This window comes from Mycobacterium sp. JS623 (assembly GCF_000328565.1).
Lineage (GTDB): Bacteria > Actinomycetota > Actinomycetes > Mycobacteriales > Mycobacteriaceae > Mycobacterium.
Genome location: NC_019966.1, coordinates 3626778 through 3651641, shown reverse-complemented (window position 1 = coordinate 3651641; position 24864 = coordinate 3626778). Strand labels below are relative to the sequence as shown.

At 66.6% G+C, this 24864-nt stretch carries 25 protein-coding genes and 1 pseudogene; 18 read left to right on the top strand and 8 right to left on the bottom strand.

The genetic code is table 11. The features are described from left to right. Positions 1–123: 123 nt before the first annotated feature. The 3 genes from pafA to MYCSM_RS17975 all read left to right on the top strand — a co-directional run bounded on the left by pafA (position 124) and on the right by MYCSM_RS17975 (position 3722). On the top strand, positions 124–1482 hold the full coding sequence (gene pafA / locus MYCSM_RS17985) for a Pup--protein ligase (protein WP_085976571.1): 1359 nt from the start codon (positions 124–126) through the stop codon (positions 1480–1482). Positions 1483–1823: 341 nt separating this feature from the next. Further along, positions 1824–2567: a PE domain-containing protein gene (locus tag MYCSM_RS35275; RefSeq protein ID WP_015307588.1), complete on the top strand. Its 744-nt coding sequence runs from the start codon at positions 1824–1826 to the stop codon at positions 2565–2567. A 225-nt stretch (positions 2568–2792) separates the two neighbouring features. After that, positions 2793–3722 (top strand): hypothetical protein, encoded by a 930-nt coding sequence (locus MYCSM_RS17975; protein ID WP_198344951.1) that lies wholly within the window; start codon positions 2793–2795, stop codon positions 3720–3722. Between the two features lie 784 nt (positions 3723–4506). Here MYCSM_RS17975 and MYCSM_RS37260 read toward each other — a convergent pair. Beyond that, entirely contained in the window at positions 4507–5154 is a 648-nt protein-coding gene (locus tag MYCSM_RS37260) for a hypothetical protein (protein ID WP_157681353.1), read from the bottom strand. 7 nt (positions 5155–5161) lie between these two features. Between MYCSM_RS37260 and MYCSM_RS35270 the strand changes: the two genes are divergently transcribed. Genes MYCSM_RS35270 through MYCSM_RS17940 form a run of 7 tightly spaced genes read left to right on the top strand, consistent with a single transcriptional unit; the run spans position 5162 to position 12893 of the window. Beyond that, the gene (locus MYCSM_RS35270) at positions 5162–6007 is read left to right on the top strand and encodes a secretion protein EccK (protein WP_232425618.1); all 846 of its coding nucleotides are present in this window, start codon (positions 5162–5164) and stop codon (positions 6005–6007) included. Between the two features lie 29 nt (positions 6008–6036). Beyond that, positions 6037–7041 (top strand): helix-turn-helix transcriptional regulator, encoded by a 1005-nt coding sequence (locus MYCSM_RS17965; protein WP_015307585.1) that lies wholly within the window; start codon positions 6037–6039, stop codon positions 7039–7041. Next, positions 7038–8012 carry a helix-turn-helix transcriptional regulator gene (locus tag MYCSM_RS17960; RefSeq protein ID WP_015307584.1) on the top strand — a complete coding sequence of 325 codons (975 nt, stop codon included), beginning with the start codon at positions 7038–7040 and terminating at the stop codon, positions 8010–8012. The genes MYCSM_RS17965 and MYCSM_RS17960 overlap by 4 nt, the downstream gene beginning before the upstream one ends. 30 nt (positions 8013–8042) lie before the next feature. Then, complete coding sequence (gene tatA / locus MYCSM_RS17955; protein ID WP_015307583.1) at positions 8043–8300, top strand: Sec-independent protein translocase subunit TatA; 258 nt, start codon at positions 8043–8045, stop codon at positions 8298–8300. A gap of 47 nt (positions 8301–8347) precedes the next feature. Then, the gene (tatC, locus tag MYCSM_RS17950) at positions 8348–9298 is read left to right on the top strand and encodes a twin-arginine translocase subunit TatC (protein WP_015307582.1); all 951 of its coding nucleotides are present in this window, start codon (positions 8348–8350) and stop codon (positions 9296–9298) included. Then, the gene (locus MYCSM_RS17945; RefSeq protein ID WP_015307581.1) at positions 9282–12026 is read left to right on the top strand and encodes a DEAD/DEAH box helicase; all 2745 of its coding nucleotides are present in this window, start codon (positions 9282–9284) and stop codon (positions 12024–12026) included. The genes tatC and MYCSM_RS17945 overlap by 17 nt, the downstream gene beginning before the upstream one ends. A gap of 39 nt (positions 12027–12065) precedes the next feature. Next, on the top strand, positions 12066–12893 hold the full coding sequence (locus tag MYCSM_RS17940) for a DUF4333 domain-containing protein (protein WP_015307580.1): 828 nt from the start codon (positions 12066–12068) through the stop codon (positions 12891–12893). Between the two features lie 65 nt (positions 12894–12958). Here the strand turns inward: MYCSM_RS17940 and MYCSM_RS17935 are convergent, their stop codons facing one another. After that, a complete protein-coding gene (locus tag MYCSM_RS17935; RefSeq protein ID WP_051073914.1) occupies positions 12959–13918 on the bottom strand; it encodes a 5'-3' exonuclease in 960 nt (319 codons plus the stop codon). Positions 13919–13960: 42 nt separating this feature from the next. Here MYCSM_RS17935 and MYCSM_RS17930 point away from each other — a divergent pair, with 42 nt between their 5' ends. Together MYCSM_RS17930 and MYCSM_RS37255 are read left to right on the top strand one after the other, a co-directional pair. Beyond that, on the top strand, positions 13961–14431 hold the full coding sequence (locus tag MYCSM_RS17930) for an SRPBCC family protein (RefSeq protein WP_015307578.1): 471 nt from the start codon (positions 13961–13963) through the stop codon (positions 14429–14431). Positions 14432–14444: 13 nt separating this feature from the next. Next, positions 14445–14591: a hypothetical protein gene (locus tag MYCSM_RS37255; protein ID WP_015307577.1), complete on the top strand. Its 147-nt coding sequence runs from the start codon at positions 14445–14447 to the stop codon at positions 14589–14591. 151 nt (positions 14592–14742) lie between these two features. Here MYCSM_RS37255 and MYCSM_RS17925 read toward each other — a convergent pair. Then, positions 14743–15192 (bottom strand): annotated as a pseudogene (locus MYCSM_RS17925) (MarR family winged helix-turn-helix transcriptional regulator); the annotation flags it as partial. Between the two features lie 81 nt (positions 15193–15273). Between MYCSM_RS17925 and MYCSM_RS17920 the strand changes: the two are divergent. Both MYCSM_RS17920 and MYCSM_RS17915 read left to right on the top strand, forming a co-directional pair. After that, the gene (locus tag MYCSM_RS17920; RefSeq protein WP_015307575.1) at positions 15274–15669 is read left to right on the top strand and encodes a VOC family protein; all 396 of its coding nucleotides are present in this window, start codon (positions 15274–15276) and stop codon (positions 15667–15669) included. 10 nt (positions 15670–15679) lie between these two features. Further along, positions 15680–16807 (top strand): M24 family metallopeptidase, encoded by a 1128-nt coding sequence (locus MYCSM_RS17915; protein ID WP_015307574.1) that lies wholly within the window; start codon positions 15680–15682, stop codon positions 16805–16807. On the opposite strand, the gene MYCSM_RS17910 is transcribed toward MYCSM_RS17915, so the two are convergent. Then, a complete protein-coding gene (locus tag MYCSM_RS17910) occupies positions 16804–17217 on the bottom strand; it encodes a F420-dependent biliverdin reductase (RefSeq protein WP_015307573.1) in 414 nt (137 codons plus the stop codon). The two genes, MYCSM_RS17915 and MYCSM_RS17910, sit on opposite strands and share 4 nt — an antisense overlap. 35 nt (positions 17218–17252) lie before the next feature. Here MYCSM_RS17910 and MYCSM_RS17905 point away from each other — a divergent pair, with 35 nt between their 5' ends. The 4 genes from MYCSM_RS17905 to MYCSM_RS17890 are packed head-to-tail and all read left to right on the top strand — an operon-like array spanning position 17253 to position 20678. Beyond that, complete coding sequence (locus tag MYCSM_RS17905) at positions 17253–18002, top strand: SDR family NAD(P)-dependent oxidoreductase (protein ID WP_015307572.1); 750 nt, start codon at positions 17253–17255, stop codon at positions 18000–18002. Then, a complete protein-coding gene (locus tag MYCSM_RS17900; RefSeq protein ID WP_015307571.1) occupies positions 17999–19204 on the top strand; it encodes a bifunctional cobalt-precorrin-7 (C(5))-methyltransferase/cobalt-precorrin-6B (C(15))-methyltransferase in 1206 nt (401 codons plus the stop codon). The genes MYCSM_RS17905 and MYCSM_RS17900 overlap by 4 nt, the downstream gene beginning before the upstream one ends. After that, the gene (gene cobM, locus MYCSM_RS17895) at positions 19201–19956 is read left to right on the top strand and encodes a precorrin-4 C(11)-methyltransferase (RefSeq protein ID WP_015307570.1); all 756 of its coding nucleotides are present in this window, start codon (positions 19201–19203) and stop codon (positions 19954–19956) included. The genes MYCSM_RS17900 and cobM overlap by 4 nt, the downstream gene beginning before the upstream one ends. After that, positions 19956–20678, top strand: a complete 723-nt coding sequence (locus MYCSM_RS17890; RefSeq protein ID WP_015307569.1) for a cobalt-precorrin-6A reductase — start codon at positions 19956–19958, stop codon at positions 20676–20678. The genes cobM and MYCSM_RS17890 overlap by 1 nt, the downstream gene beginning before the upstream one ends. Here the strand turns inward: MYCSM_RS17890 and MYCSM_RS17885 are convergent. The 4 genes from MYCSM_RS17885 to MYCSM_RS17870 form a co-directional block, all read right to left on the bottom strand. After that, a complete protein-coding gene (locus tag MYCSM_RS17885; RefSeq protein ID WP_015307568.1) occupies positions 20665–21726 on the bottom strand; it encodes a phosphotransferase family protein in 1062 nt (353 codons plus the stop codon). The genes MYCSM_RS17890 and MYCSM_RS17885 overlap by 14 nt on opposite strands. Positions 21727–21762: 36 nt before the next feature. Then, on the bottom strand, positions 21763–23235 hold the full coding sequence (locus tag MYCSM_RS17880) for a precorrin-2 C(20)-methyltransferase (protein WP_015307567.1): 1473 nt from the start codon (positions 23233–23235) through the stop codon (positions 21763–21765). Between the two features lie 65 nt (positions 23236–23300). Further along, the gene (locus MYCSM_RS17875; protein WP_015307566.1) at positions 23301–23927 is read right to left on the bottom strand and encodes a precorrin-8X methylmutase; all 627 of its coding nucleotides are present in this window, start codon (positions 23925–23927) and stop codon (positions 23301–23303) included. Between the two features lie 9 nt (positions 23928–23936). Continuing rightward, on the bottom strand, positions 23937–24812 hold the full coding sequence (locus tag MYCSM_RS17870; RefSeq protein WP_015307565.1) for a DMT family transporter: 876 nt from the start codon (positions 24810–24812) through the stop codon (positions 23937–23939). Positions 24813–24864 lie beyond the last annotated feature (52 nt).

The window sequence follows — 24864 nt, the reverse complement described above, 5'->3', positions numbered from 1 at the left end:
CTGCTCGCCGTAGAACCTCAGCAATGCAGCGTGGTCGCCGGCGGACCGTGACGGAAACCCCAACCACTGTCAACAGCGCGGCTTGCCCGCCGTGGCCGGGCAGCAGCAAGTAGTCTCGATTACGTGCAGCGACGAATCATGGGCATCGAGACAGAGTTCGGTGTCACCTGCACGTTCCATGGCCATCGCCGGCTGAGCCCCGACGAGGTCGCCCGCTACCTATTCCGGCGGGTGGTGTCGTGGGGCCGCAGTTCGAACGTGTTCTTACGCAACGGTGCGCGGTTGTATCTCGACGTGGGCAGCCACCCCGAGTACGCAACCGCCGAGTGCGACAACCTGACCCAGTTGGTCACCCACGACCGCGCCGGTGAGCGGGTGCTCGAAGACCTACTGATCGACGCGGAGCAGCGGCTGGCCGACGAGGGCATCGGCGGAGATATCTACCTGTTCAAGAACAACACCGACTCGGCGGGCAACTCCTACGGCTGCCACGAGAACTATCTGATTGTGCGAGCGGGCGAGTTCTCGCGGATCTCCGATGTACTGCTGCCGTTTTTGGTGACGCGCCAGCTGATCTGCGGTGCGGGCAAGGTGTTGCAGACCCCGAAAGCGGCGACCTTCTGCTTGTCGCAGCGCGCCGAGCACATCTGGGAAGGCGTCTCGTCGGCGACGACGCGATCGCGGCCGATCATCAACACGCGCGATGAGCCGCACGCCGACGCCGAGAAGTACCGGCGGCTCCACGTCATCGTCGGCGACTCCAACATGTGCGAGTCCACGACGATGCTCAAGGTGGGCAGCGCGTCGCTGGTGCTGGAGATGATCGAGGCCGGAGTGCCGTTCCGCGACTTTTCACTGGACAACCCGATCCGGGCGATCCGTGAAGTCAGTCATGACCTGACAGGTCGACGGCCGGTGCGGCTGGCCGGCGGACGTCAGGCCAGTGCTTTGGACATTCAGCGGGAGTACTACCAGCGCGCGGTCGAGTACCTGCAGACACGGGAGCCGAACTCGCAGATCGAGCAGGTTGTCGATCTGTGGGGGCGGCAGCTGGACGCGGTGGAGAGCCAGGACTTCGCGAAGGTCGACACCGAGATCGACTGGGTGATCAAGCGCAAGCTGTTCCAGCGCTACCAGGACCGCTACAACATGGAGCTGTCCGACCCGAAGATCAGCCAGCTCGACCTTGCGTATCACGACATCAAGCGCGGGCGTGGGGTGTTCGACCTGCTGCAGCGCAAGGGGCTGGCGTCGCGGGTGACGACCGACGAGGAAATCGAAGCCGCGGTGAATACCCCGCCGCAGACCACGCGGGCGAAGCTGCGCGGTGAGTTCATTAGTGCGGCGCAGGAAGCCGGCCGTGACTTCACCGTCGACTGGGTGCACCTGAAGCTCAACGATCAGGCGCAACGCACCGTGCTGTGCAAGGACCCGTTCCGGTCGGTCGACGAACGCGTCAAGCGGCTCATCGCCTCGATGTAGGCATCCCCAGAACGCGAAATTGGCGCGGTCGGCGTACTCGCGGCTCGGGTAGCATTTTGCTGCACGACTGCTGGAGGGAATGCCGAATGCGCGCGCCGGAATTGCAACCGTCGCCAATTGGTGCTGTTCGGGTGTTTCTGAAGGTGGTTGAGTGACTTTCACGAGCCTGCGCGACGCCGGTGCGAAGCGCCTGACAAATGCTGGAGCGCGGTTGCTGGGCGCTGTCGTAGCGACTCCTCGCTGTGAGCCGTTGTCGCGTGTTGGCAGTGCAGGTCGACTGCTATGCGTTGCGGACGCGCGTCCATCAGCTACCAAGGGTGAATTGGCAGGGGTGTCATCGCATGGTTGATCAGAACCTCAGGTTAAATGAACCGGCGCTCACCTGGGATCCCGCTCAGGTCACCGTCCCACCAGCGCCTGTCGTACCGCCCGGCGGCGACCCGATGAGCGTGATGCTTTCGGCGATTGCGCCACAGGTCGCGGCGGCGATTACCCAAGGTGTCGCGGAGGCGCTTGCTCGTGAGGAACAGTTCGCGGCGAATGTGCATGCAGCGAGGACTGAGTATCAAAACACCGATGGCGCCGCAGGACGGCAGATTCAGGGCGCGGGTGAATTGGGTGAGCCCGCCAGTGCGGCAGCCGGAGTCGGGTCAGCGCAATCGGCCGGAAGTGGTGCGGGTGATACGGGTCAGCTCGGCCAGATGATGGGCATGCCGATGCAAATGGCGCAGCAAGCCGCCCAGATACCAATGCAATTGGCGGGCATGGCGGCATCGATTCCGCAGGGGATCATGCAAGGTGTGCAGAGCGCGATGCAGAGCGTCGGCCAAATGGGCGGCACCGTAGGCGATAAGGCCGGTTCGGGCTCGGACCAAGCGGGCGATGCACCGCGAGACGAACTGCGGCACGTGGAGGCCGCGAACGAGAAGCCCGAGGAGAGGGCACCTTCTGCTGAAGGGCCGAGTAACGCGGAGCGGGCACCTGCTTATGAGCCGCAGCCGACGCCTGCGCCGGAGGCGCCCCAGCAGCCGCACAAGCCTGCGCCGACACGGCCTGCGACATCCGGACCGGAAAGCGTTCTCTGACATGAGTATTCGCGACATCAAGGCGTGCCGATGAGTGTGCCTCCGCCTCCACCGCCGATGGGCGGTCAGCCTGTTGGCGGTGCACCGTGGGGACCGCCGCCGACGGGTGGTGCACCGCAGTGGGGCCCGCAGCAGCCGTGGGGGCCTCCGCCTGCTGCACCGCCGCCGCGAGGAGGCAAGGGCAAGTGGATCTTTGGCGGCATCGCTCTGCTCGCGGTGATCGCGGTGACGGTCGCCATCACGGTGATGGTGGTCGGGAAAGATTCAGGAAATTCGCCGACCCCAACTTCGAGCGCGCCACCGTATGGCATCGCGAGCGCGAACGACAAAGGGCCGGTAGCGGTTATCACGGAAGATCCGACCTGCGCGGCGACGAGGCCGATCCTCCAAACACTGGCAGACGTCGGGGCCAACGGTTGGAACAAGCGCGATGCGACGGTGCCGTCCTCGGCGTGGACTCCCGAAATGCGCTCCCAGTACGAGGCCATGGGGAATGCAATGCGAAACGCCGCTGACCAAATGGTTGCATTGGCGAAGCTGACACCACACCGGGGGATGCGCGAACTCTACGAACAATACATCGCTTATTCGCGTGCCTACGTCAACGGAATTCCTACATACAAACCCGTTGACGACAAGCTGGCACTCGTCTCGGTGGCGATAGGGCGAACTATTGGAAACGTCTGTGCCGCCATCAGCTACGGCTCGGCACCTGCACGGTGGCCGCTGACTCCGTCCCCTGCGTCGCCGTCCGAGGTCGCGCCAGTGGGAGATCCCGCGGCACCCGAGCGATTTCTTCCCGGTTCTAACCCGGTTTGCGGAGACTGGTCGACAGCGCTAGACGATTTCGATCACGAGACCGCCGATTGGCTCGCGACACCGTCTGACATCCCGGCAAGCCAACTGAGTCCGCAACAACGCGCCGTGTATGACGCGGTAGCGCCAACGATGAATGCGTTCGCAGACAAGTTGCAGGGTCTGGGCGAGGATAGTGGCAATCTCACGCTTCGCGACTTCGCTGAACTGTCCGCGCAATACCGCCGCGCGTATGTTCAATCGCTGCCCACATACGTGCCCGCCGACAACTTTCTTTCCGAGACGGCAATCTCATTCAGCAGCGTTGTGAAGGCGGCCTGCGGAGCAACCAAATCGTAGGCGGGACAAGGCTCTTATGTTGGTCGAGGCGGTGATGTGCAGTGGCGATTATGCCCGACGACAGTGAGTACGGCGGCAAGACGGTGAAGGGCGCCGGATGGGTGCATGTAAACGAAGACATGCTGGCGAGCGCGGCTACGTCGTTCGAGTCGCTCAAGTCCCACCTGCGCGACGTGGTAATTCCGGCCGCGCGCACTCAGATGATGAAGCTCTCAGATTCATGGGACGGTTCGGGCTCGCAGGCCGCGCTTGATGAAGCGAGCGCGATAATTGACAAGCACGAGGCCAACGCCAAAGCAGCGGAGGATGCAGCACGCAGGCTTCGAAATATGGAAGCCTCGGTGGTTAAGACCAAGACAGCCGTGAACAAGAACGCCGAGGACGTTCAGCGTGACTGCGAAAACTTGAACAGCGCAAACCTTAGAGGGGAGGTGCGTGCCGCCCGGATTACGGATCGGGTAGCGTCCGGCGTTGCCGAGAATGCCGGTGTCGTCTCCGCCAATACTGTTGAGCTTTCGGGCAATCTGAATGTTCCCCTCGGAACGCCTGGAGCGGACGGCGTCATGCCGTCAGCTCCACCGCCATCCGACGTTCCCGGCGCGCCTGACGACAACAACGGAAACGGCGCCGAGCAACCGCCCCCGCCGCCACCGGGTTCTCCTGCAGTACCTGGCGGCAAGAACACAACTGGATATTTACTCTCGGGCTATACACCGGATCCACAACCATCACGAACCCCGGCGGGAGTCGGCAGCAAGAACAGCGGCCAAGTTGTAACCGCAGGCTATGTGCCGCCCCCCGATGGTCGACCAGCGACCGCGGCTCCACCGCCTGCTGCCGCCGCTTCCAGCGGTCCTGGCCCTGCCGCGCCGCCCGCACCCAGACTCGGCGGCGGGTCTGCGCCGGGTGCGCCAGCCTCTCCCGGCATGAGCAGTCCCGGTCCTACCTCACCGCTATCGCAGACTTCGGGCCCGAGCGCGGGCCCGCCCACCAATACTGCGGTCAACCCTGCATCGTCCGGCCAAGGCGCGTCCACGACAGACGGCGCGCAGGCTGGCGCCAGTGGGCAGTCCACGGGGGTGCCACCACAGACAATGCCGTTGACGCCGCAGATGGCCAATACTCCGATGGCCGCTGCCCAGCCGGTGGCTCCGCCAGTGCCACCACCGGGCCCCGCCCCGATTCCCGACGCGCCTCCGCCGACACCGAGCGCACCCGCGCCTACCGGCGCTCCCGCCGGGCACGTCGCCCCGCCACCCGCACCGTCCGTCGGTGCGGCTCCCGCTCCCGGCGCACCGCCCGCACCCTCAATGCCCCTCGGTCCGCCGCCCACACCGCCACCCGCTGCGCCCTTGGCGCCTCCAAGCTCAGCGGCGCCTGCGCCCACATCGATGGGCGCCGGCGTCGCGCCCGCCTCCGCGGCTGGCGCCACCAGTCCTGTGGGAGCGCCTGCGCCCGTACCGGTTTCGGCCGCGCGCGCCGAGCGCGACGCCATCGCCGCCGCCGCGACCGCCGGCGCTTTGCGCCGCCAATCCGCAGGCGGCAGCGACCCACTGCAACTGGCCCGCCGCATCGGCGCCGCCCTCAACGCCGAACCCAACATCGACTTCGGCTTCTTCTGGGTGACCGCACTGACCCAGGATGGCCAAATCGTCGTCGCCAACAGCTACGGGCTCGGCTACATCCCCGACGGCGTCAACCTTCCCGATCAGGTCCGTATGGCCAGCGCCGACGAATCCATCCCGCTCGGCGAGCGGGCCAAGTGGACGACCTATCCGATTCTCGCCGTCCAGGGCTGGGCACAGCACCACAACTTGCGCCTGCGTGCGGTAGTGGCCACCGAAGACCAATTCAAGAACTTCGATCCCGGCACCCCTAAAGTCACACTTCGATCCGACGACATTCCCGACAGCGGAAAGATGCAGGGCCGCAACCGGTTAGCAGTCATCGCCCCAGAAGCCGCCGCCAGGCTTGCAAGCGTCAGCGCCAGCGGTCTGTCCGAGCTGCTGCCGCCCGCGTCGTCGGACACGAACCCGCCCGTCGACGAGACCAGCAATCTGTGGTTCGAGGTGATGAAGCCGATGATGAGCACCAACCCCGAACGCGGCATCGCGCATCTTGAAGCATTCGTCAAATACGCCGACCACGCGCAGGAACAGGCCCTCTATCGCGCGCACACCGCCCCCGACGCCGCCGCCCAACGTGGGGCGATCGCCGACTGGGTCTACTGGCAGCACCTGAGCGTGCTGACCTCCGACGCGCTGGCGGGCTCCGCGGCGAAGTGACACGGCCATGAAGGCTTAAGGTGTTGCGAGTGGGCGTTTCCAAAGTCGAGCGACTGATGAACCTTGTCATCGCGCTGCTGTCCACGCGCACCTTCATCACCGCCGAGCGCATCCGCGAAACCGTCTACGGCTACGCCGACAGCGCCAGCGACGAAGCGTTCTCCCGCATGTTCGAGCGCGACAAGAACGAACTGCGCGACCTCGGCATTCCGCTGGAGACCGGCCGCGTATCGCAGTTCGACCCGACCGAGGGCTACCGCATCAACCGCGAGGCTTACGCGCTGCCCGCTGTGGAGCTGACAGCCGACGAGGCCGCTGCCGTCGCCGTCGCCACCCAACTGTGGGAGTCACCAGAACTCATCACCGCCACGCAGGGCGCACTCCTCAAACTGCGTGCCGCCGGCGTCGACGTCGACGCGGCCGACTCCGGCATCGCGATCACCTCGACCGCCGTCCTACCCGGCCTGCGTGGCTCCGAAGATGTGTTGGGAATCCTGTTGTCCGCCATAGACTCTGGCCAGGCCGTGCAGTTCCCGCATCGACCCTCCCGCAGCGACCCGTACACGACCCGAACCGTCGAACCCTGGGGCGTCGTCACCGACCGCGGCCGCTGGTATCTGGTCGGCCACGACCGCGACCGCAACGCCCCCCGCACCTTCCGGTTGTCCCGCATCGGCGACGGCGTCACTCCGATCGGCCCGCCCGGCGCGGTCACGCGGCCGGAGAACGTCAATCTGCGCGAGATCGTCGACCGCGTCGTCAGCGACCCCGCGGGCGGAACCCGCGCCAGCGTGTGGGTCGCAACCGGGCGTGCGACGGCGCTGCGACGTCGCGGCACCGTCGTCGGCCCCCGCGCACTTGGCGACCGTGTCGGCGACGAACTCACCGTGGAATACGGCATGCCCGACCCACTGGCGCGCGAAATCGCGAGCTACGGTCCGGATGCCGTCGCGCTCGAGCCCCAGTCTCTGCGCGACGATGTGCTGGCCCGGCTCCGCGCGCAGGCCGGCCAGACCGACGAGGTCACCGCGTGACCACCGTCTCGACCCGCCTGGTCCGGCTGCTCAACATGGTGCCGTACTTCCAGGCCAACCCGCGGATCACCTACGCCGAAGCCGCATCCGACCTCGGCGTCACCGTCAAACAGCTGCGCGACGACCTCAACCAGCTGTGGATGTGTGGCCTGCCCGGCTACGGTCCCGGTGACCTCATCGACTTCGAATTCTCCGGCGACACAATCGAAGTCACGTTCACCGCAGGCATCGACCACCCGCTGCGACTGACCTCACCCGAAGCCACCGGCATCCTCGTCGCCCTGCGCACACTGCTTGACGTGCCCGGCATGGTCGACCCCGAGGCCGCCCGCAGCGCGATCGCCAAGATCGAATCCGCCGCAGGCACCCTGAGTCAGGGCGCAGAAGCCGCCGTCGACGAGCCCGCCCCCGTGGAAAGCGAGGCCGCCGCGGCCGTCCGCGCCGCGGTGCGCAATGGTCGCGCGCTCACGATCGAGTACTACTCGGCCTCCCACGACATGCTCTCCAGCCGGACCGTGGATCCTATCCGCGTCGTGCTCGTCGCCGACCACAGCTACCTCGAGGCCTGGTGCCGGTCGGCCGAGGGCGTGCGCCTCTTCCGTTTTGACCGCATCGTCGACGCTCAGGTACTCGACGAGCCGTCAGCCCCGCCGAAGCCCGCCGTGCAGGCCGAACCCGACACTTCACTGTTCGACGGCGACCCGTCGCTGCCGTCAGCGAGGTTGTTGATCGATCGGTCCGCGTCGTGGATGTTCGACTACTACCCGCTGCGCGTCATCCGCGAGCTGCCCGACGGAGCCTGTGAGGCCGCGATGACCTACGCGTCCGACGAGTGGATGGCGCGATTTGTGCTCGGCTTCGGGTCGGCGGTGCGTGTGCTCGAACCCGAGGCGCTGGCGCAGCGGGTGCGGGAGTCGGCCACCGCCGCGCTGCAGGCCTACGAGGTCGGAGCGGACAGCAGCGGCAGGTAGACTCGGTCCAGACGTCTGGAGGTGACCAAATTGGGTGGTCTACAACCCTGGCACTGGTTAATCGTTATCGCTGTGTTCGTGCTGCTCTTCGGTGCCAAGAAGCTCCCCGACGCGGCGCGCTCGCTGGGTAAGTCGATGCGGATCTTCAAGTCCGAGATCAAAGAGATGCAGTCGGACTCCAAGCCGGAGGCCGCGGCGCCCCCTGCCACGCCGATCGCCTCGGAACGCGTCGACACGCCACCGCCGGCTCCGCAGGCTGAGCAGCCGTCGGACCATCGCCCGGCCTGACCCAACGCGAATTCACTGGCCGCAGCATGATGCGGCGTAGATAGCCCGTGCAGACTCCAGGAATCTTCAAGAAACTCGATCCTCGTCGACGTCGGTCGCGGGTCAATCCCGACGGCACCATGTCGCTGGTCGAGCATCTGACCGAACTGCGTACCCGTCTGCTGATCGCGGTGGCCGCCGTCGTGGTGACGACGACCGTCGGGTTCTTCTGGTACAGCCACACCTTCTTCGGCTTTCACAGCCTCGGCGAATGGTTGCGCGGGCCGTACTGCTCGCTGCCGTCGTCCGCCCGCGCCACCATCGCGCCCGACGGGGAATGCCGGTTGTTGGCGACGGCGCCGTTCGATCAGTTCATGCTTCGGCTCAAGGTGGCGCTGACGGCCGGAATCATCCTCGCCTGTCCAGTGTGGCTCTATCAGCTGTGGGCGTTCATCACGCCCGGCCTGTACAAAAAGGAACGGCGGTTCGCGAGCGCGTTCGTCGCAGTCGGCGCGGTGCTTTTCGTCACCGGTGCCGTGCTGGCTTACATCGTGCTCGCCAAGGCGCTGCACTTCCTGCTGACCGTCGGCAGCGACGTGCAGGTCACCGCCCTTTCGGGTGAGCAGTACTTCGGCTTCCTGATCAACCTGCTGCTGGTGTTCGGGATCAGCTTCGAATTCCCGCTGCTGATCATCATGCTCAACCTCGTCGGTGTGTTGACGTACGCGCGGTTGAAGTCGTGGCGTCGCGGACTGATCTTCGGGCTGTTCGTCTTCGCCGCGTTCGCGACACCCGGGTCGGATCCGTTCTCGATGCTGGCGTTGGGGCTGGCATTGACACTGCTGCTGGAGGTTTCGATCCAGGTCGCCCGTGTCCACGACAGGCGAAAGGCGAGACGTGAGGCGGCCGAGGACGTACCCGACGACCTCGCGGCACCGATCGGCAGCGCCGATCCGATCGAACCGCCGAGCGCTGTGCCTGCGCCGTCCCGGGTCGTAGTCGATGACGACGCCACCTAGCACCCAGCTCGCCAGCTTCGCCGCGCAGCTGTCCTTCGCGCTGGACGACTTTCAGCAGCGCGCCTGCCAGGCATTGGAGAGCGGGCACGGCGTGCTGGTGTGCGCGCCGACCGGCGCAGGCAAGACGGTCGTCGGCGAATTCGCCGTGCACCTCGCGTTGGCCGCTGGCCGAAAGTGCTTCTACACCACACCCATCAAGGCGCTGAGTAATCAGAAGCACAACGATCTGGTGGCACGGTACGGCCCTGAGCGCATCGGCCTGCTCACCGGCGACCAGTCCATCAACGGCGACGCCGATGTCGTGGTGATGACGACCGAGGTGCTTCGCAACATGCTCTACGCGAATTCTCCTGCTCTGTACGGGCTTTCGCACGTTGTGATGGATGAGGTGCACTTTCTGGCCGACCGGATGCGCGGTGCGGTGTGGGAGGAAGTGATCCTGCATCTGCCCGACGAAGTGCGGTTGGTGAGTCTGTCGGCGACGGTGAGCAACGCCGAGGAATTCGGCGGCTGGATCCAGACGGTGCGCGGTGACACCACCGTCGTCGTCGACGAACACCGCCCAGTCCCGTTGTGGCAGCACGTGATGGTGGGCAAGCGGCTGTTCGACCTGTTTGACTACCGCGCATCGAAGGCGGCGAAGTCCGGTCGCGAACTACTCGTCGACCCCGAACTGCTGCGCCACATTGCAAATCGCCGCGAGGCGGACCGGCTGGCAGACTGGCAGCCGCGCGGCCGCGGTAGGGGGCGTCCGAGCATCTACCGGCCACCAGGTCGGCCCGACGTGATCAGCACGCTGGACCGCGAAGGCCTTTTGCCCGCAATCACATTCGTGTTCTCCCGGGTCGGCTGCGATGCGGCGGTCAAGCAGTGTCTGCGGTCGTCGCTGCGGCTCACCTCCGACGAGGAGCGGGTCCGTATCGCCGAAATCATCGACCGTCGCACCTCCGAGCTCAACGAGGCCGACCTGGTTGTGCTCGACTATCACGAGTGGCGGGAGGGGCTGCTGCGTGGCCTAGCCGCACATCACGCCGGGATGCTGCCGATTTTCCGTCACACTGTCGAGGAGTTGTTCACTGCCGGGTTGGTGAAGGCTGTATTCGCCACGGAGACACTGGCTTTGGGCATCAACATGCCGGCACGGACAGTGTTGCTCGAGCGGTTGGTCAAGTTCAACGGTGAACAGCACATGCCGTTGACGCCGGGGGAGTACACGCAACTGACGGGCCGGGCTGGGCGGCGTGGCATCGACATCGAGGGCCATGCGGTGGTGCTGTGGCATCCCGACATCGACCCGGCCGAGGTCGCGGGTTTGGCGTCGACACGCACGTTCCCGCTGCGCAGTTCGTTCGCCCCGACCTACAACATGACCATCAATCTGGTGAACCAGATGGGTCCGACGCAGGCGCACAAACTGCTGGAGAGTTCGTTCGCGCAGTATCAGGCCGACCGATCGGTGGTCGGATTGGTGCGCGCCGTCGAGCGCGGCGAACGGATACTCGACGAGATCGCAGGCGAACTCGGGGGACGTGACGCGCCAATCCTCGACTACGTGCGGCTTCGGCTGCAGATCTCCGAACGCGAACGCGCCCAGTCTCGGGCATCGCGTCTGCAGCGGCGCAGAGCCGCCAACGATGCCCTGGCCGCGTTGCGCCGCGGAGACATCATCACGATCACCCACGGCCGCCGTGGCGGCCTGGCCGTCGTGCTCGAGGCCGACCGCGACAGCGACGACCCGCGACCTCTGGTGCTGACCGAACACCGTTGGGCTGGGCGGATTTCGTCGGCGGACTATTCGGGTGCGTCCGAGCCGCTGGGCTCGATGCAGCTGCCGAAGCGTGTTGAGCACCGCAATCCGCGGATGCGGCGTGACCTCGCGTCGGCGCTGCGTTCTGCGTCCGAAGGTCTCGATGTGCCGTCGGCGCAGCGCAAGCGCAGCGGCCCGCCGAAGGAGCGCGATGTCGATCCTGAACTGGCCGGCCTGCGTGTGCAAGTGCGTCGACATCCGGCACACGATCTGCCCGAGCGCGAAGCCAAGGCCCGGCTGGCCGAGCGCTATATGCGCGTCGAACGCGACAACGAACAGATCCGGCAGAAGATCGCGGCCGCCACCAACTCGCTCGCGCGCACCTTCGACCGAATTGTCGTGCTGCTGACCGAGCGCGGCTTCATCGACGGCAACGATGGCGACCCCAAGGTGACCGATGACGGCCGGCTGCTGGCCAGGATCTACAGCGAGAGCGACCTATTGGTCGCCGAGTGCCTGCGCAGTGGCGCCTGGGAGGGGCTGGAGGCGGCCGAACTCGCCGCAGTCGTGTCGTCGGTGCTCTACGAATCCCGCGGCGACGCGCCTGGCTCGCCGGACGGAACCGAGGTGCCGACGGGCAAACTGCGCCGCGCGCTGAACACCACGCGCCGGCTGTGGACCGAGTTGCGGGCCGACGAGCAGCGGCACCGCATCACGCAGAGCCGCGAGCCCGAGGTGGGGTTCGTGCCCGCGATTTACCGCTGGGCCAGCACCGGCGATCTGACTGCAGCGCTGGCGGCATCAGACGCAGCGGGCACAGGAACGCCGTTGTCGGCGGGCGATTTCGTGCGGTGGTGCCGTCAGGTTCTCGACCTGCTCGACCAGGTCCGCAACGCCGCGCCGACGCCGGTGCTGCGCGCGACCGCGAAACGCGCTATCAACGACATTCGACGCGGCGTCGTGGCAGTTGATGCCGGGTAGTGTGTTCGCCAGCAGTGCGACCCATGAGCTAGGAGAGAAATGAGCGGACCGCAAGGATCTGATCCGACGCAGCCGTGGCCCGGTCAACAGCCGGAGTCTGGCCAGGATCAGCCGTCAAGCGACCCGTCGGCCAATCAGCCGTGGCAGCCGCCGACCTCCGGGTCCGAGCAGCAACCGACCCAGGGGGCGCCTTCGTGGCAGCCTCCGCCGGCCTATGACCCGCAGCAACAGCAGCAGTATCCGCAATACCAGCAGCCGTCGGCCCCTGGGTATCAGCCGCCGCAGCAGTACCCCCCGAGCGAGCAGTTCGGTCAGCAGCCCGCCGACTACAGCGCCCAGCCGTATGCGGGTCAGTACGGTCAGCCGGGTCAGCAGTACGGCCAGCCCGGTCAGCAATACTCTCAACCCGGCCAGCCGTACGGACAGCAACCGGGTCAGTACGGGCAGCAGCCGGATCAATATGGCCAGCAGCCGGGTCAGTATGGGCAGTTCCCGCAGTATGGTCAGCCGCCTGCCGAGCAGGGGTCGAAGCGCTCACTGGCCGTCATCGGCGGTGTGATCGGTGTGTTGGCTGCGATCATCGTCGCTGTGGTTTTGGTGATGGGTTTCTGGAAGCCAGGCTTTTTCGTCACCACGAAGCTGGATATCAACGCCGCACAGACCGGCGTGCAGCAGATCCTCACCGACGAGGCCAACGGCTACGGCGCCAAGAACGTCAAGGACGTCAAGTGCAACAACGGGGCGAGCCCGACGGTCAAGAAGGGCGACACGTTCAACTGCGAGGTCAGCATCGACGGGACCAAGCGCCAGGTGACCGTGACGTTCCAGGACGACAAGGGCACCTACGAGGTGGGCAGGCCGAAGTAGCCGCCCCGGCGTCGGCCCAAGCAGTCGCCCCGGAGTCGGCCCGAAGTAGCCGCCACGCAGTCGAATCACCCGGGCAACGCGTCGAGCGCCTTCTGCAACCTGCCGATCGATGACGTAACCCCGTACTGCTCAGCGAGTTTCACCACTTTGCGTGGGTGTTCGGCTGCCAGCGGCAGGGTGTCGGATGGCGTCGAGAAGTTGACGTCGGCATCGGTGGCCACCCGCACCACCGGTCCCGCGGCGTCGATGTAGTCGGTGGCCGCCAGCAGCTTTGTCCGATACGCCTTGGACATCTTCGATTTGGGGTCGTGCGCGGCAGCCAGGATTGCCTCGAGTGACCCATGTTGGGCCAACAGCGTTGCCGCCGTCTTCTCGCCGACACCGGGGACTCCGGGTAGCCCGTCGGACGGATCGCCGCGCAGCAACGCCAACTCGGCATATGCGGGTCCGGCGCGGTCGACGGGCACACCATAGGTTTCGGCGACTTCCACAGGCCCCCATTTTGTCGCTTTCGCCAGCCCGCGACCGAGGTAGAGCACCCGCACCTGGACTGGCTCGTCGCACACCAGTTGCAGCAGATCGCGGTCGCCGCTGACCACGACAACTGGGTCGCGACGCTCCCGGCAGGCCAGCGTGCCGAGCACATCGTCGGCCTCGCATGCCGGCGCTCCTGCCGTTGGAATGCCGAAGGCGTCGAGCATCTCCATGATCATGTCCACCTGCGGCGTCAGCTCGTCGGGCACCTCTTCGATGTCCGGCTGGCCATCGGGGTTTTCCTCGAGCACGCGGTGCGCCTTGTATGACGGGATCAGCTCGACGCGCCACTGTGGACGCCAGTCGTCGTCGCGGCACACCACCAGGCGGGTTGGCCGCTCGCGCGTGATCACCGTCGCGACCGCGTCCAGAAAGCCGCGCAGCGCGTTGACGGGTCGCCCGTCAGGCGCCTTGATCGATGAGGGCACACCGAAATACGAGCGAAACCACATGCTGGCGCCGTCGAGCAGCACTAATGACATGCGGGCCATCCTGCCAGGGGTTGTGAAAGGGATCTGCGGGTATCCGTTGGCATGACTCAGGTGCAGGTGTTCGCCGACGTCCACCGCAGTGCAGATTCGATGTGGCGCGAGCTCGGTTCGTTTCAGAGCATCGCGCGCTGGCATCCGATGCTCACCGGGGCCGAGGGCGAGGGCGAGGAGCCGGGTGCGACGCGGACGTTGGTGACCCGCGACGGGTTGCGATGGGTGGAGCGGTTGACCGAACGCGACGCCGCGCAACGGCTCTACCGGTATGACGCAGAGTCCACTGAGTTGCCGATCACCGACTTTCGCGGCGAGCTGCGGATTCGCGAGGGCCGACCCCACCGCTGCACCGTGATTTGGACGGCGCAGTTCACGGTCACCAACGGTGACGAGAAGAGCGTCAGCGACAACGTGCGTGAATTCTTCCGCGCAGGAGCGCGTGCGATCGAAAAGGAATACGCGGCAAGACCTGTCACGGTGTTGCGCCGCCGCGCGAGAACTCTGACCCGACGACGGTAGGACCCATGGGTAGATGGAGGCGACGGTCTTCACCGAACCCGAGCGTGCCGCGCTGGAACCAGCCGAGCAGGGCACCGCATCGCCGACGGTGGCAGCGTCACCGATGAAGCGTGGGCCGGCGACTATCAGCCAGGGCAGTTCGGACAGCGACGCGCATTGAGACGCCAGGGACAGTCGTCAGTATAGCTGACGACACTAGTAAGACACCTTGACTATGCCAAGGGGTCACTTTGGATGGAGCGAGCGGGATCGAAGAGAGTGGATAACTCGCGTTGGGCAGCTGCGACGAGCTCGTCCCGGTCGCGAATTCCTGCAAACGGGTCGGTGATTTCCCGTAGCTGCTCCAGCAGCTCAAGCAGCACCTTGAAGTTGCGGGTGCCCAGGTATTGCCGCCACTCGGCGACGATCGAGTCGTGAGCGACTTGACCGACCTCAATCGCACGCCGTCCACGGTCTTGAATCTGGATCAGCCTGGCACGCTTATCCGTTGGGTCCGGGACGCGGCGGACATATCCCAAGCGCTCCAACTCATCGACCAACACACCCGCACTCTGCTTCGTCATCTGGGATTGCGCCGCAAGAGTGGTGAGCCGCGACCCCTCTGGAGCGATGCGCTGAAATACCTTTGCCTGGGCCAGCGTCCAATCGTTGAAACCCGCCTCCTGAATGGCATTGAAGATCCGCTCCTCCATGTGTCGGTACGGAATCAGCAACAGCACGCCAAGGTTGATGCGAGCATCAACGTTTTCGGCAGGACTCATGCGAAAACCTTACTATATCGTCAATTGACATTACAGATTTGCGATGTGTTCACGCGGATGCCGGCCGCAGTACCTTGAGGCATGGCCTTTGTTGTTGATCGGATTGACCATGTCGTGCTCAACTGCAGCGACGTCGACACCACTACCGACTGGTACGTGCGCGTGCTCGGAATGCGACGAGAAGTCTTTGGCGACAACCGGATAGCCCTGGTCTTCGGAAACCAGAAGATCAATGTGCGCCCCACCGGTGCGGCGAACTGGGAGACCGGAGCCGTCGACACGCCCGGATCGCTGGACCTGTGCTTTATCGCCGACCGCACCCCGGATGAGATCGGCGAGCACCTGCGCGGGTGCGGCGTCACGATCACCGCGGGCCCGGTTCCGAAGACCGGCGCACTCGGCCCGATGATCTCGCACTACTGCCGCGACCCCGACGGGAATCTCGTCGAGGTCGCCAGCTATTCGGCCCGCGATTAGCCTTCATGGCATGAGCGCCAGTCGATTCAGCACTGATGTCTACGCCCAACGGCTTAGTGCCGCTGCGTCGGCCGCCGCCGATGCGGGTCTGGCCGGTCTGGTCATCACGCCCGGTTACGACCTGCGCTACTTGGTCGGCGCGCGGGCCCAGACCTTCGAGCGGCTGACCGCGCTGGTGTTGCCGGCCAGTGGTGACCCGATGGTCGTCGTGCCGCGGCTGGAACTGGCGTCGCTCAAAGAATCCGCGGTCACCGAACTCGGTCTGGCCGTGTGCGATTGGGTGGACGGCGACGCCCCATACCGACTGGTGGCCGAGGCGTTAGGCGGTGCGCCCGCCGCGACCGCCGTCACCGATTCCATGCCCGCGCTGCATCTTCTGCCGTTGGCCGACGTGCTTGGTGTGGTCCCGGTGCTGGCGACCGACGTGTTGCGCCGACTTAGGATGATCAAGGATGACGCCGAGATCGACGCGCTGCGCAAGGCCGGTGCCGCGATCGACCGGGTGCACGCCCGGGTGCCGGAGTTTCTGGTGCCAGGCAGAACCGAGGCCGACGTCGCCGCTGATATCGCCAAAGCCATTGTTTCTGAAGGACATTCGGAGGCGGCGTTCATCATCGTCGGCTCTGGCCCGCATGGCGCCGACCCGCACCACGAGTGCTCGGACCGCGAACTGCGGGTCGGCGACGTCGTTGTCGTGGACATCGGCGGTCCGTATGAGCCGGGCTACAACTCCGACTCCACGCGCACCTACAGCATCGGCGAGCCCGACCCAGAGGTCGCCCGCCGTTACGCCGTCCTGCAGCGCGCGCAGCAGGCGGCCGTCGATGCCGTGCGGCCAGGGGTGACCGCGGAACAGGTGGATGCCGTCGCCCGCGACGTGCTCGCAGCCGAGGGCTTGGCGGAAGCGTTCGTCCACCGCACCGGCCACGGTATCGGGCTGTCGGTGCACGAGGAGCCCTACATCGTCGCGGGCAACGACCTGCCGCTCGAGCCGGGCATGGCGTTCTCCGTGGAGCCCGGCATCTACTTTCCTGGCCAATGGGGGGCCCGCATCGAGGACATCGTCGTAGTCACCGCCGACGGGGCGCTATCGATGAACAACCGCCCGCACGAGTTGGTCGTGGTGCCCGCGGACTAATCCTCGGCGCGGTCCAGCAGATCCGACGACCCGAGCACCCGCTCGATGCGGACCTCGATCACCACACGCTTGGGGTTGACCCGCGGCGTGCGATATCGCTGCGCGTAGCGCAGTTCAGCGTCGCGCACCGCCTCGGCCTCGGTGTTGACGGTCGACTTGCCTTCCAGTGACAGCCACCGCGCGCCGTCGACCTGGCTCAGCACCGCGACGCCGCGCTCCTGGGCATTCACCGCCTTCTGGGAGCCGCCCGTGGTGATGACCCTGGCGATGTGGGTCTTGGGATCGAAGGTGAAACCTACCGCGACGACATGCGGTGAATTGTCCGAACGCAGCGTCGTCAACATGGCCAAATGCCGTTCGGTGAGAAACGCCAGCGCGTCGTTGGTGAGCCGGGTGGTTGCCTTCGCCATCAAGGCTCACGGTAGCGCAGGACATAATCAGGGCCGTGAAGGACACGGACGCCGGCCTGGTCGTGATTTTCGGTGGCCGCAGCGAGATCGGGCTCGAGCTGGCCCTGCGGCTGGCACCTGGCGCGACCGTGTTGCTGGCGGCCCGTCGCGCCGACAAGCTCGACGACGAGGTCGCGGCCGTGCGGGCCGCCGGCGCCGCTGCGGTGCACGTGCGGGAATTCGATGCCGATGACCTTGCGTCACACGCGCCGTTGGTTGAAGCCATCGTCGCTGAGTTCGGGCCGTTCGGCACCGCGGTGCTGGCGTTCGGCATCCTCGGCGACCAGGCGCGCGCGGAGAAGGATTCCGCGCACGCGGCCGCGATCGTGCACACCGACTACCTCGCCCAGGTCAGCCTGCTGACCGTGCTTGCGAACACGATGCAGGCTCAGGGATCGGGCCGCATCGTCGCGTTCTCATCGATCGCGGGTTCGCGCGTGCGCCGCGCCAACTATGTCTACGGCTCGGCGAAGCTCGGCCTCGACGGCTTCTGCAGCGGCCTTGCCGACGCCCTGCACGGCACGGGCGTTCATCTACTGGTCGTGCGGCCCGGGTTTGTGATTGGACGGATGACCGAGGGCATGACTCCCGCGCCGTTCTCCCGCACACCCGCCCAAGTCGCGACCGCGGCGGCACACGCGTTGCGCAAGGGCCGGTCCACGGTGTGGGTGCCCGCGCCTCTGGGGCTGCTCGCGTTCGCGTTCCGGATGACGCCGCGATTCATCTGGCGGAGGATGCCCCGGTGATCGTGGTCGTTGGAATCGGCGCGGACGGCATGGCGGGCCTTTCGCCGACATCAGCCGCTGAATTGCGCAGGGCGACAATCGTTTACGGCTCTCATCGCCAACTCGACCTGCTCGACGACACCGTCGCAGCGGAGCGCAGACAGTGGTCATCGCCGATGCTCGGCATGGTGGAGACGCTCGGCAGCATCGAGGGCGATGTACATGTTGTCGCCAGCGGAGACCCGATGCTGCACGGAGTCGGCCGCCTGCTGATCCGGCTCCTCGGCGCGGACAAGGTGACGGTGCTGCCGCACGTGTCATCGGTGTCATTGGCATGTGCGCGGCTCGGCTGGGCGGTCCAGGAAACCGAGGTGATCAGCCTGATGACAGCCGATCTGCCCGCGGCAGTACGGCCCAGCGGGCACGCGATCGTCCTCTGCCGCGACGGCGATGGCCCGGGCTTGTTGGCCCGGTTGCTCACCGACGGCGGGCGCGCTGACTCTCAACTGACGGTTTTCGAGCAACTCGGCGGACCGACCGAGCGCCGCCGCGACGCGACCGCCGGACAGTGGGCCGCAAGTCCACCCGACGATGTCGATGACCTCAACGTGGTTGCCGTGCGCTACCTGCCCGATGACACTCGGCTGTCGGTGCTGCCCGACGATGCGTATGCGCACGACGGCCAGATCACCAAACAATCGATGCGGGCGGTCACCCTCGCCGCGCTGGCACCGCAGAAGGGCGAGCGGCTGTGGGACGTCGGCGCGGGGTCGGGCAGCATCGCGATCGAATGGTGTCGCAGCGGGAGCGGTTGTCGAGCAGTCGCATTCGAACGCGACGAGCATCGCCGGCAGCGCATCACCGAGAATTGCTTGAGGCACGGAGTCGTTGTCGACGTACGCGGTGAGGCGCCTGCGGCATTTGACGAAGCCGTGTTGAGCGACCGTGGTGTCGACGAATTGCCGCGGCCGTCGGCGATCTTCATCGGCGGTGGTGTGACCCAACCGGGGCTGCTCGACGCCTGCTACGACCGACTACCGGCGGGCGGACGGCTGGTCGCCAACGCCGTCACCGCAGAATCCGAAGCCATTCTCGCCCAATGGTATTCCCGCTTGGGCGGCGTGCTTCGGCGGTTCCAGCACTACCGCGGCGAGCCGGTCGGCGGCTTCACCGGCTGGCGGCCCGCGTTGCCCGTAACACAGTGGTCGGTGACCAAGCCATGACCGTCTACTTCATCGGGGCCGGGCCCGGCGCAGCCGATCTGATCACCGTGCGCGGTCAGCGGTTGCTGAGTCGCTGCCCGGTCTGCCTCTACGCGGGCTCGATCATGCCCGACGATCTGCTGGCGATGTGTCCGCCGGACGCACGTGTGATCGACACCGGCCCGCTGACGCTCGACCAGATCATCACCGAACTGGCCGATGCGCACGCCGCGGGCCGCGACGTCGCGCGGCTGCATTCGGGCGATCCGTCGATTTACAGCGCGCTCGCCGAGCAATGCCGTCGGCTCGACGCGCTCGGCGTCGATTACGAAATCGTCCCTGGCGTACCGGCGTTTGCCGCCGCCGCTGCGGTGTTAGGCCGCGAACTCACGGTGCCCGGCGTCGCGCAGACGGTGACGCTGACGCGGGTGGCGACGCTGTCGACGGCGATGCCGCCGGGAGAGGACCTGCGAACGCTCTCGGCGTCAGGCTCCACGCTGGTGCTGCATCTGGCCGCCGCTCAGATCGACGCGATCGTTCCGGAACTGCTCGCGGGCGGGTATCGGCCAAAAACCCCGTGCGCTGTAGTGGCATTCGCCTCCTGGCCGCAGGAGACGGTTTTGCGGTGCACGCTCGCCGACCTCGCCGACGAGACGAAGGCGGCAGGCGTCACCCGCACCGCGGTCATCGTGGTTGGGGATGTGCTTGCTGCCGACGGCTTTTCGGATAGCTACCTCTACTCGTCGAGTCGGGTGCGGCGAGGGCGACACTGATGCGGGTGCTGCTGCTCGGCGGCACGTCCGAGGCTCGCGCGCTTGCCGCGCGCCTGCATCCCGACGTCGACCTGATCAGCTCGCTGGCAGGCCGGGTCCCGGATCCCGCACTGCCGGTGGGTGAGGTGCGCATCGGTGGCTTCGGTGGTGTCGAGGGACTGCGGCAGTGGTTGTCCGAGACCGGTGTCGACGTTGTGGTCGACGCCACGCATCCGTATGCCGCCACCATCACTGCCAACGCCGCGGCCGCCTGCGACGCGGTGGGCCTGCCGCATCTCGTGCTGGCCCGGCCCCCCTGGGATCCCGGTGATGCGATCGTCGTACACTCCGATGCAGATGCGGCAAAAACTGTTGCCACCGAGCACTTTTCGCGGGTGTTTCTGACCACGGGGCGGTCCGGCACGGCGGCCTTCGTCGATGTCGACGCGTGGTTCCTGATCCGTGCGGTCACCGCCCCGGATGCCGATGCCTTGCCCCGTCGTCACCAACTCGTGTTGTCACGTGGTCCGTATCGCTATGACGACGAGCTCGCCCTGCTGCGTGAGCACCGCGTTGATGCGTTGGTGACCAAGAACAGCGGGGGAGCAATGACCCGACCGAAACTGGATGCGGCCTCGGCGCTCGGTGTCGCGGTGGTGATGGTGGACCGTCCGCCGTTGCCTGCGGGGGTGACGACGGTGAGCACCGTCGACGACGCCGTCGACTGGGTCAGTAGCTGTTGATCAGCTCCAACGTCTCCAGCTCGCGGATCGCCCGGCAGCCACGGTGGAACATCGTCAGCATCATCTCGTCGCCGCGTTCGGTGGACGCCGCGAACGCAAAGCCGAGCGCGCTGATCAACGGCGCCTGCACCACGCCGAGACGGTAGTCGCGCCAACATGTCTCGGCGTCGTAACCCGTCACGCCGTACCCCGACAGCGCGTCGTGATACCGGCTAACCAAGTCCCGCTCGATCTCCGCTCGCATCTCGGGTGCGAGGCTGGTCGCGGTGAAGTACGCCAGGTCCCGCGTCGGCAGGCCGACCCCCATGGTCTGCCAGTCGACCACCGTGATGCGCGTGCGATCCGGGTCGAACAGCAGATTGTCGAGCCGGTAGTCACCGTGCATCAGCGAGAACCGGTCCGGCTCGGCCAACAGCCACGGCGTCACCAATCCCATCGCAGCGCGCAGGGTTTCGCAATCCTCGGTGCTCATGCGCGGACCGAGCTTCTCGATGGTGATGTCGGCGGCCATCACCGATACATCGCCGAGGCCTTTCGCTGCTGCTTCGTCGCCCGGTTTCGGCATCGAGATCGACGCCAGCCCAAGCCAAGTCGGATCGCACCAACTCGGGCCGTGCAACCCGGCGATGGCGTCCACCGCCAGTTGTGCTTCCTCCGGTGTGCAGCCAGCGATCTGATCGCCCTGTACGGCAGGCGCCATATCGGCGAGCACCAGCACGAAATCGGCTCCGCTGTCGCTGATGTCGCTGAAGTAGCACCCCGGCACCGGGACGCTCATGTGCTCGGCGACGTCGGTGTAGAACTCGACCTCGGAGCGGTAGCCGAGTGCGACGCGCTCGCGGACCGTATCGTCGGTGGCAGGCAGCTTGACCGCGAATGTGTCCGGCAGGTCAACGTCGGCCGCATATGTCGCGGACACCCGATACGTCGCGCCGGTCTGGCCGGTGCCGATGGGCGTGACGCCGACATAGCGGACCTCGGCGCCAAGGACCGATCCGAGCCAAGCCGGCGTTACATTTTCCGGTGTGCGTGGAATGCCAGGAGTCACGTGGCGGACGTTAGCACTGCGCCAGTTTCGGCGATATCAGAACTCGGGGTAGCGGCGCGGCGTGAAGACCCTGTCCCCGGCTTCGTCTGAGTACCACTGCGTCTGCGACGACCCGATGATCAGCAGGCAGCGCATGTCGACATCGGCGGGGTCGAGATCGGCGAGCCTGACCACCCTGACCTCTTCGCGCGGTCCCGACACGTCGCGGCCGATCACCACCGGAGTGCTGCAATCGCGATGGGCCAACAGCAGATCACGCATCGCCCCGACCTGCCACGTGCGGGTCTTGGACGCGGGGTTGTAGATCGCCAGCACCAGGTCGGCCTGCGCGGCCGCGGTCAGCCGCTGCTCGATGACCTCCCACGGCTTGAGCCGATCGGACAGCGAGATGACCGCATAGTCGTGGCCCAGCGGGGCGCCGACCCGGCTCGCGACGGCCTGTGCGGCCGTCATCGCGGGAATCACCCGCACGGCCACCCCGGGCCATTGCTTGGCTTCCTCCAGCACCGCCGTCGCCATCGCGAACACGCCGGGATCGCCGGAGGACACCACCGCGACCGCGTGGCCTTGCTGCGCAAGTGTGCAGGCCAGCCGGGCGCGCGCGGGCTCGTCGGTGTTGTCGCTGGGGTGCCGGTGTTGCCCGTCGCGGGTGCCGACCCGGTCGAGGTAGGGGCCATAACCGATCAGGTCGGTGGCTGCGGCCAATTCGCGGCGACTCTGCGGCGTCATCCAGGCGGTGTCGCCCGGGCCGAGGCCCACCACGGCGACGCTGCCCGTGGGTGCATCCGCCGCCGCGGCGCCGGGCAGCATCGCCAAGGAGAAGTACGGCACCGTGTCGTCGTCAACCTCACCGGCCGCCAGCACGCGCTGCTCCGGCGTGCTGGCCCGTTCCACGTAGAACGCCTTGTCCAGTCGTCCGGCTGACGAAAGTGCTTCTCGCACAGCGGGATACGATCGGCCCAACTTGAGTACGACGGCGGCGTCGGTGTCGGCGAGCCTGCGCTTGAGTTCATCGACCGGCAGCGTGCCGGGCAGGATCGTCAGCACCTCGTCACCCTGGACCAGCGGCCTGCCCGTCGCCGCCGAAGCCGCGCTGACCGACGTCACGCCAGGAACGATCACGGCGTCGAACCGCTCCGTCAGCCGGGTGTGCATGTGCATGTACGAGCTGTAGAACAGCGGATCGCCCTCGGCGAGCAGGGCCACATTGCGGCCGGCCTCCAGATGGGCGGCGATCCGGTCGGCGGATTCGCGGTAGAAGTCCTCCATCGCGCCGGCGTAGCCCCCGGGGTGGTCGGTGGTCTCGGTGGTGACGGGGTAGACGAGGTGTTCCTCGATCTGCCCGGGCTGAAGGTACGGTTCGGCGATACCGCGGGCGATGCTGCGGCCGTGCCGGGCGCTGTGGTAGGCGACGACGTCGGCCTCGCTGATCACCCTGGCCGCCTTGACGGTCACGAGCTCGGGGTCACCGGGCCCAAGGCCCACTCCCCAGAGCGTGCCCCGGCTCATTCCTCGACTCCCGGTCGCTCCGGTCCTCGCTCGTTCCTCGCTGCGATCCGGTCGTCTTCGGGTGCTCATTCGCGCTCACTCGCCATCGCGTTGACGGCGGCGGCGGCCATCGCGCTGCCACCTCGGCGGCCCTGGACCACCAGATACGCCATGCCGCGGGGGCGATCGATCAACTCCTGCTTCGATTGCGCTGAGCCGACGAACCCGACGGGTCCGCCCAACACCGCGGCGGGCGTGGGCGCGCCGTCGTCGACGAGTTCGAGCAGGCGGAACAGCGCGGTCGGCGCGTTGCCGATGGCCACTACCGCGCCGCCGAGCCGGTCGGCCCATAGGTCGACGGCTGCCGCCGACCGCGTGGTGCCGGTGCGGCCGGCCAGCTCGGGCGCTCGGGCGTCGGCCACCAGCGACACCACCTCGTTGTCGGCTGGCAGCCGTGATTTCGTGATGCCCGCGGCCACCATCGACGAATCGCACAAGATCGGTGCGCCCGCGGCCAGCGCGGCATGGGTCTTGGAGACGACGTCATCGCTGAACGCGACGTGTTCGGCGACGTCGACCTGCCCGCAGGTGTGGATCAGCCGCACCACCACGCGCGCAACGTCGTCGGGAAACCGCGACAGGTCCGCCTCGGCGCGGATCGTCGCGAACGACTGCCGATAGATTTCGGCGGCGTCGCGGATGTAGTCGAGCACCCGCTCACACTAGCGGCGGACCGTTCCGGCGTAGCTCGCGACCAGCACCAGCACGCAGCCTGCCAGCTGCAGAAGTGTGGGCCGCTCCCCGAGCACCAGCGCACCGAGGACGATGGCTCCGATCGGCATCAGCATCAGCAGCGCCGAGCTGACCTCGCTGCGCAGCTTCGGCGTGTAGAGGGCCACCAACAGCCAGCCGAGCAATTGGCCGGTGATGGTGACCAGTGTCAGCCAGCCCGCGGTGGACCACCCGGGAGTGACGTCGAGGTCGTGGCCTACGAGCCCCACCGAAATCGCGACCGCTGCCGCCGACGCCAGCACGACGGCATAGGTCTGCATCGGCTGGCCGCCCTGACCGCCGCGACGCAGCAGGAACAGGAAGCCAGAGTAGCAGAGCGCGGCGGCAATCGCATGTACTGTGCCCGCGGTCGGATTGGTGCCCATCACGCCGTGTTCGAAGACGCCGCCTGCCAGCAGCACGCCGATCAGAATGACCGGCAGCGCCCAGAGGAATCGCACCCCGACGCGTTCGCCATCGATCAGCCACGCCAGAAGTGGCACCAGCGCGACCTGAATATTCACCAACACGGTCGAAAGGCCGGCGCCGACCTCGGGGATCGACTGAGTCCACCACAGCATGTCGGCCGCAAAGAGCATGCCGCACAACCCAGCCCAGACGCAGGCGCGCCTACTGAGCGCACCATGCCGTCCTCTTTCGGTGGTGGCCAGCGCGGCCACCACCGGTAGGGCGAACAGGCAGCGGGCTGCAGATGCAGTAGCCGGGGTGGTGGCCGCGAGCCCGAGAAGCACCGCAGATGCCGACAAGCTCATAGCACCGGCCACCAGCCCCAGCGATGCGGTATGGGTTCGATCGATTGTCGTCATTGCCAATCGCGTTCCCATGATGTCTAACAGATAAACATCGTTTGTACTGTTA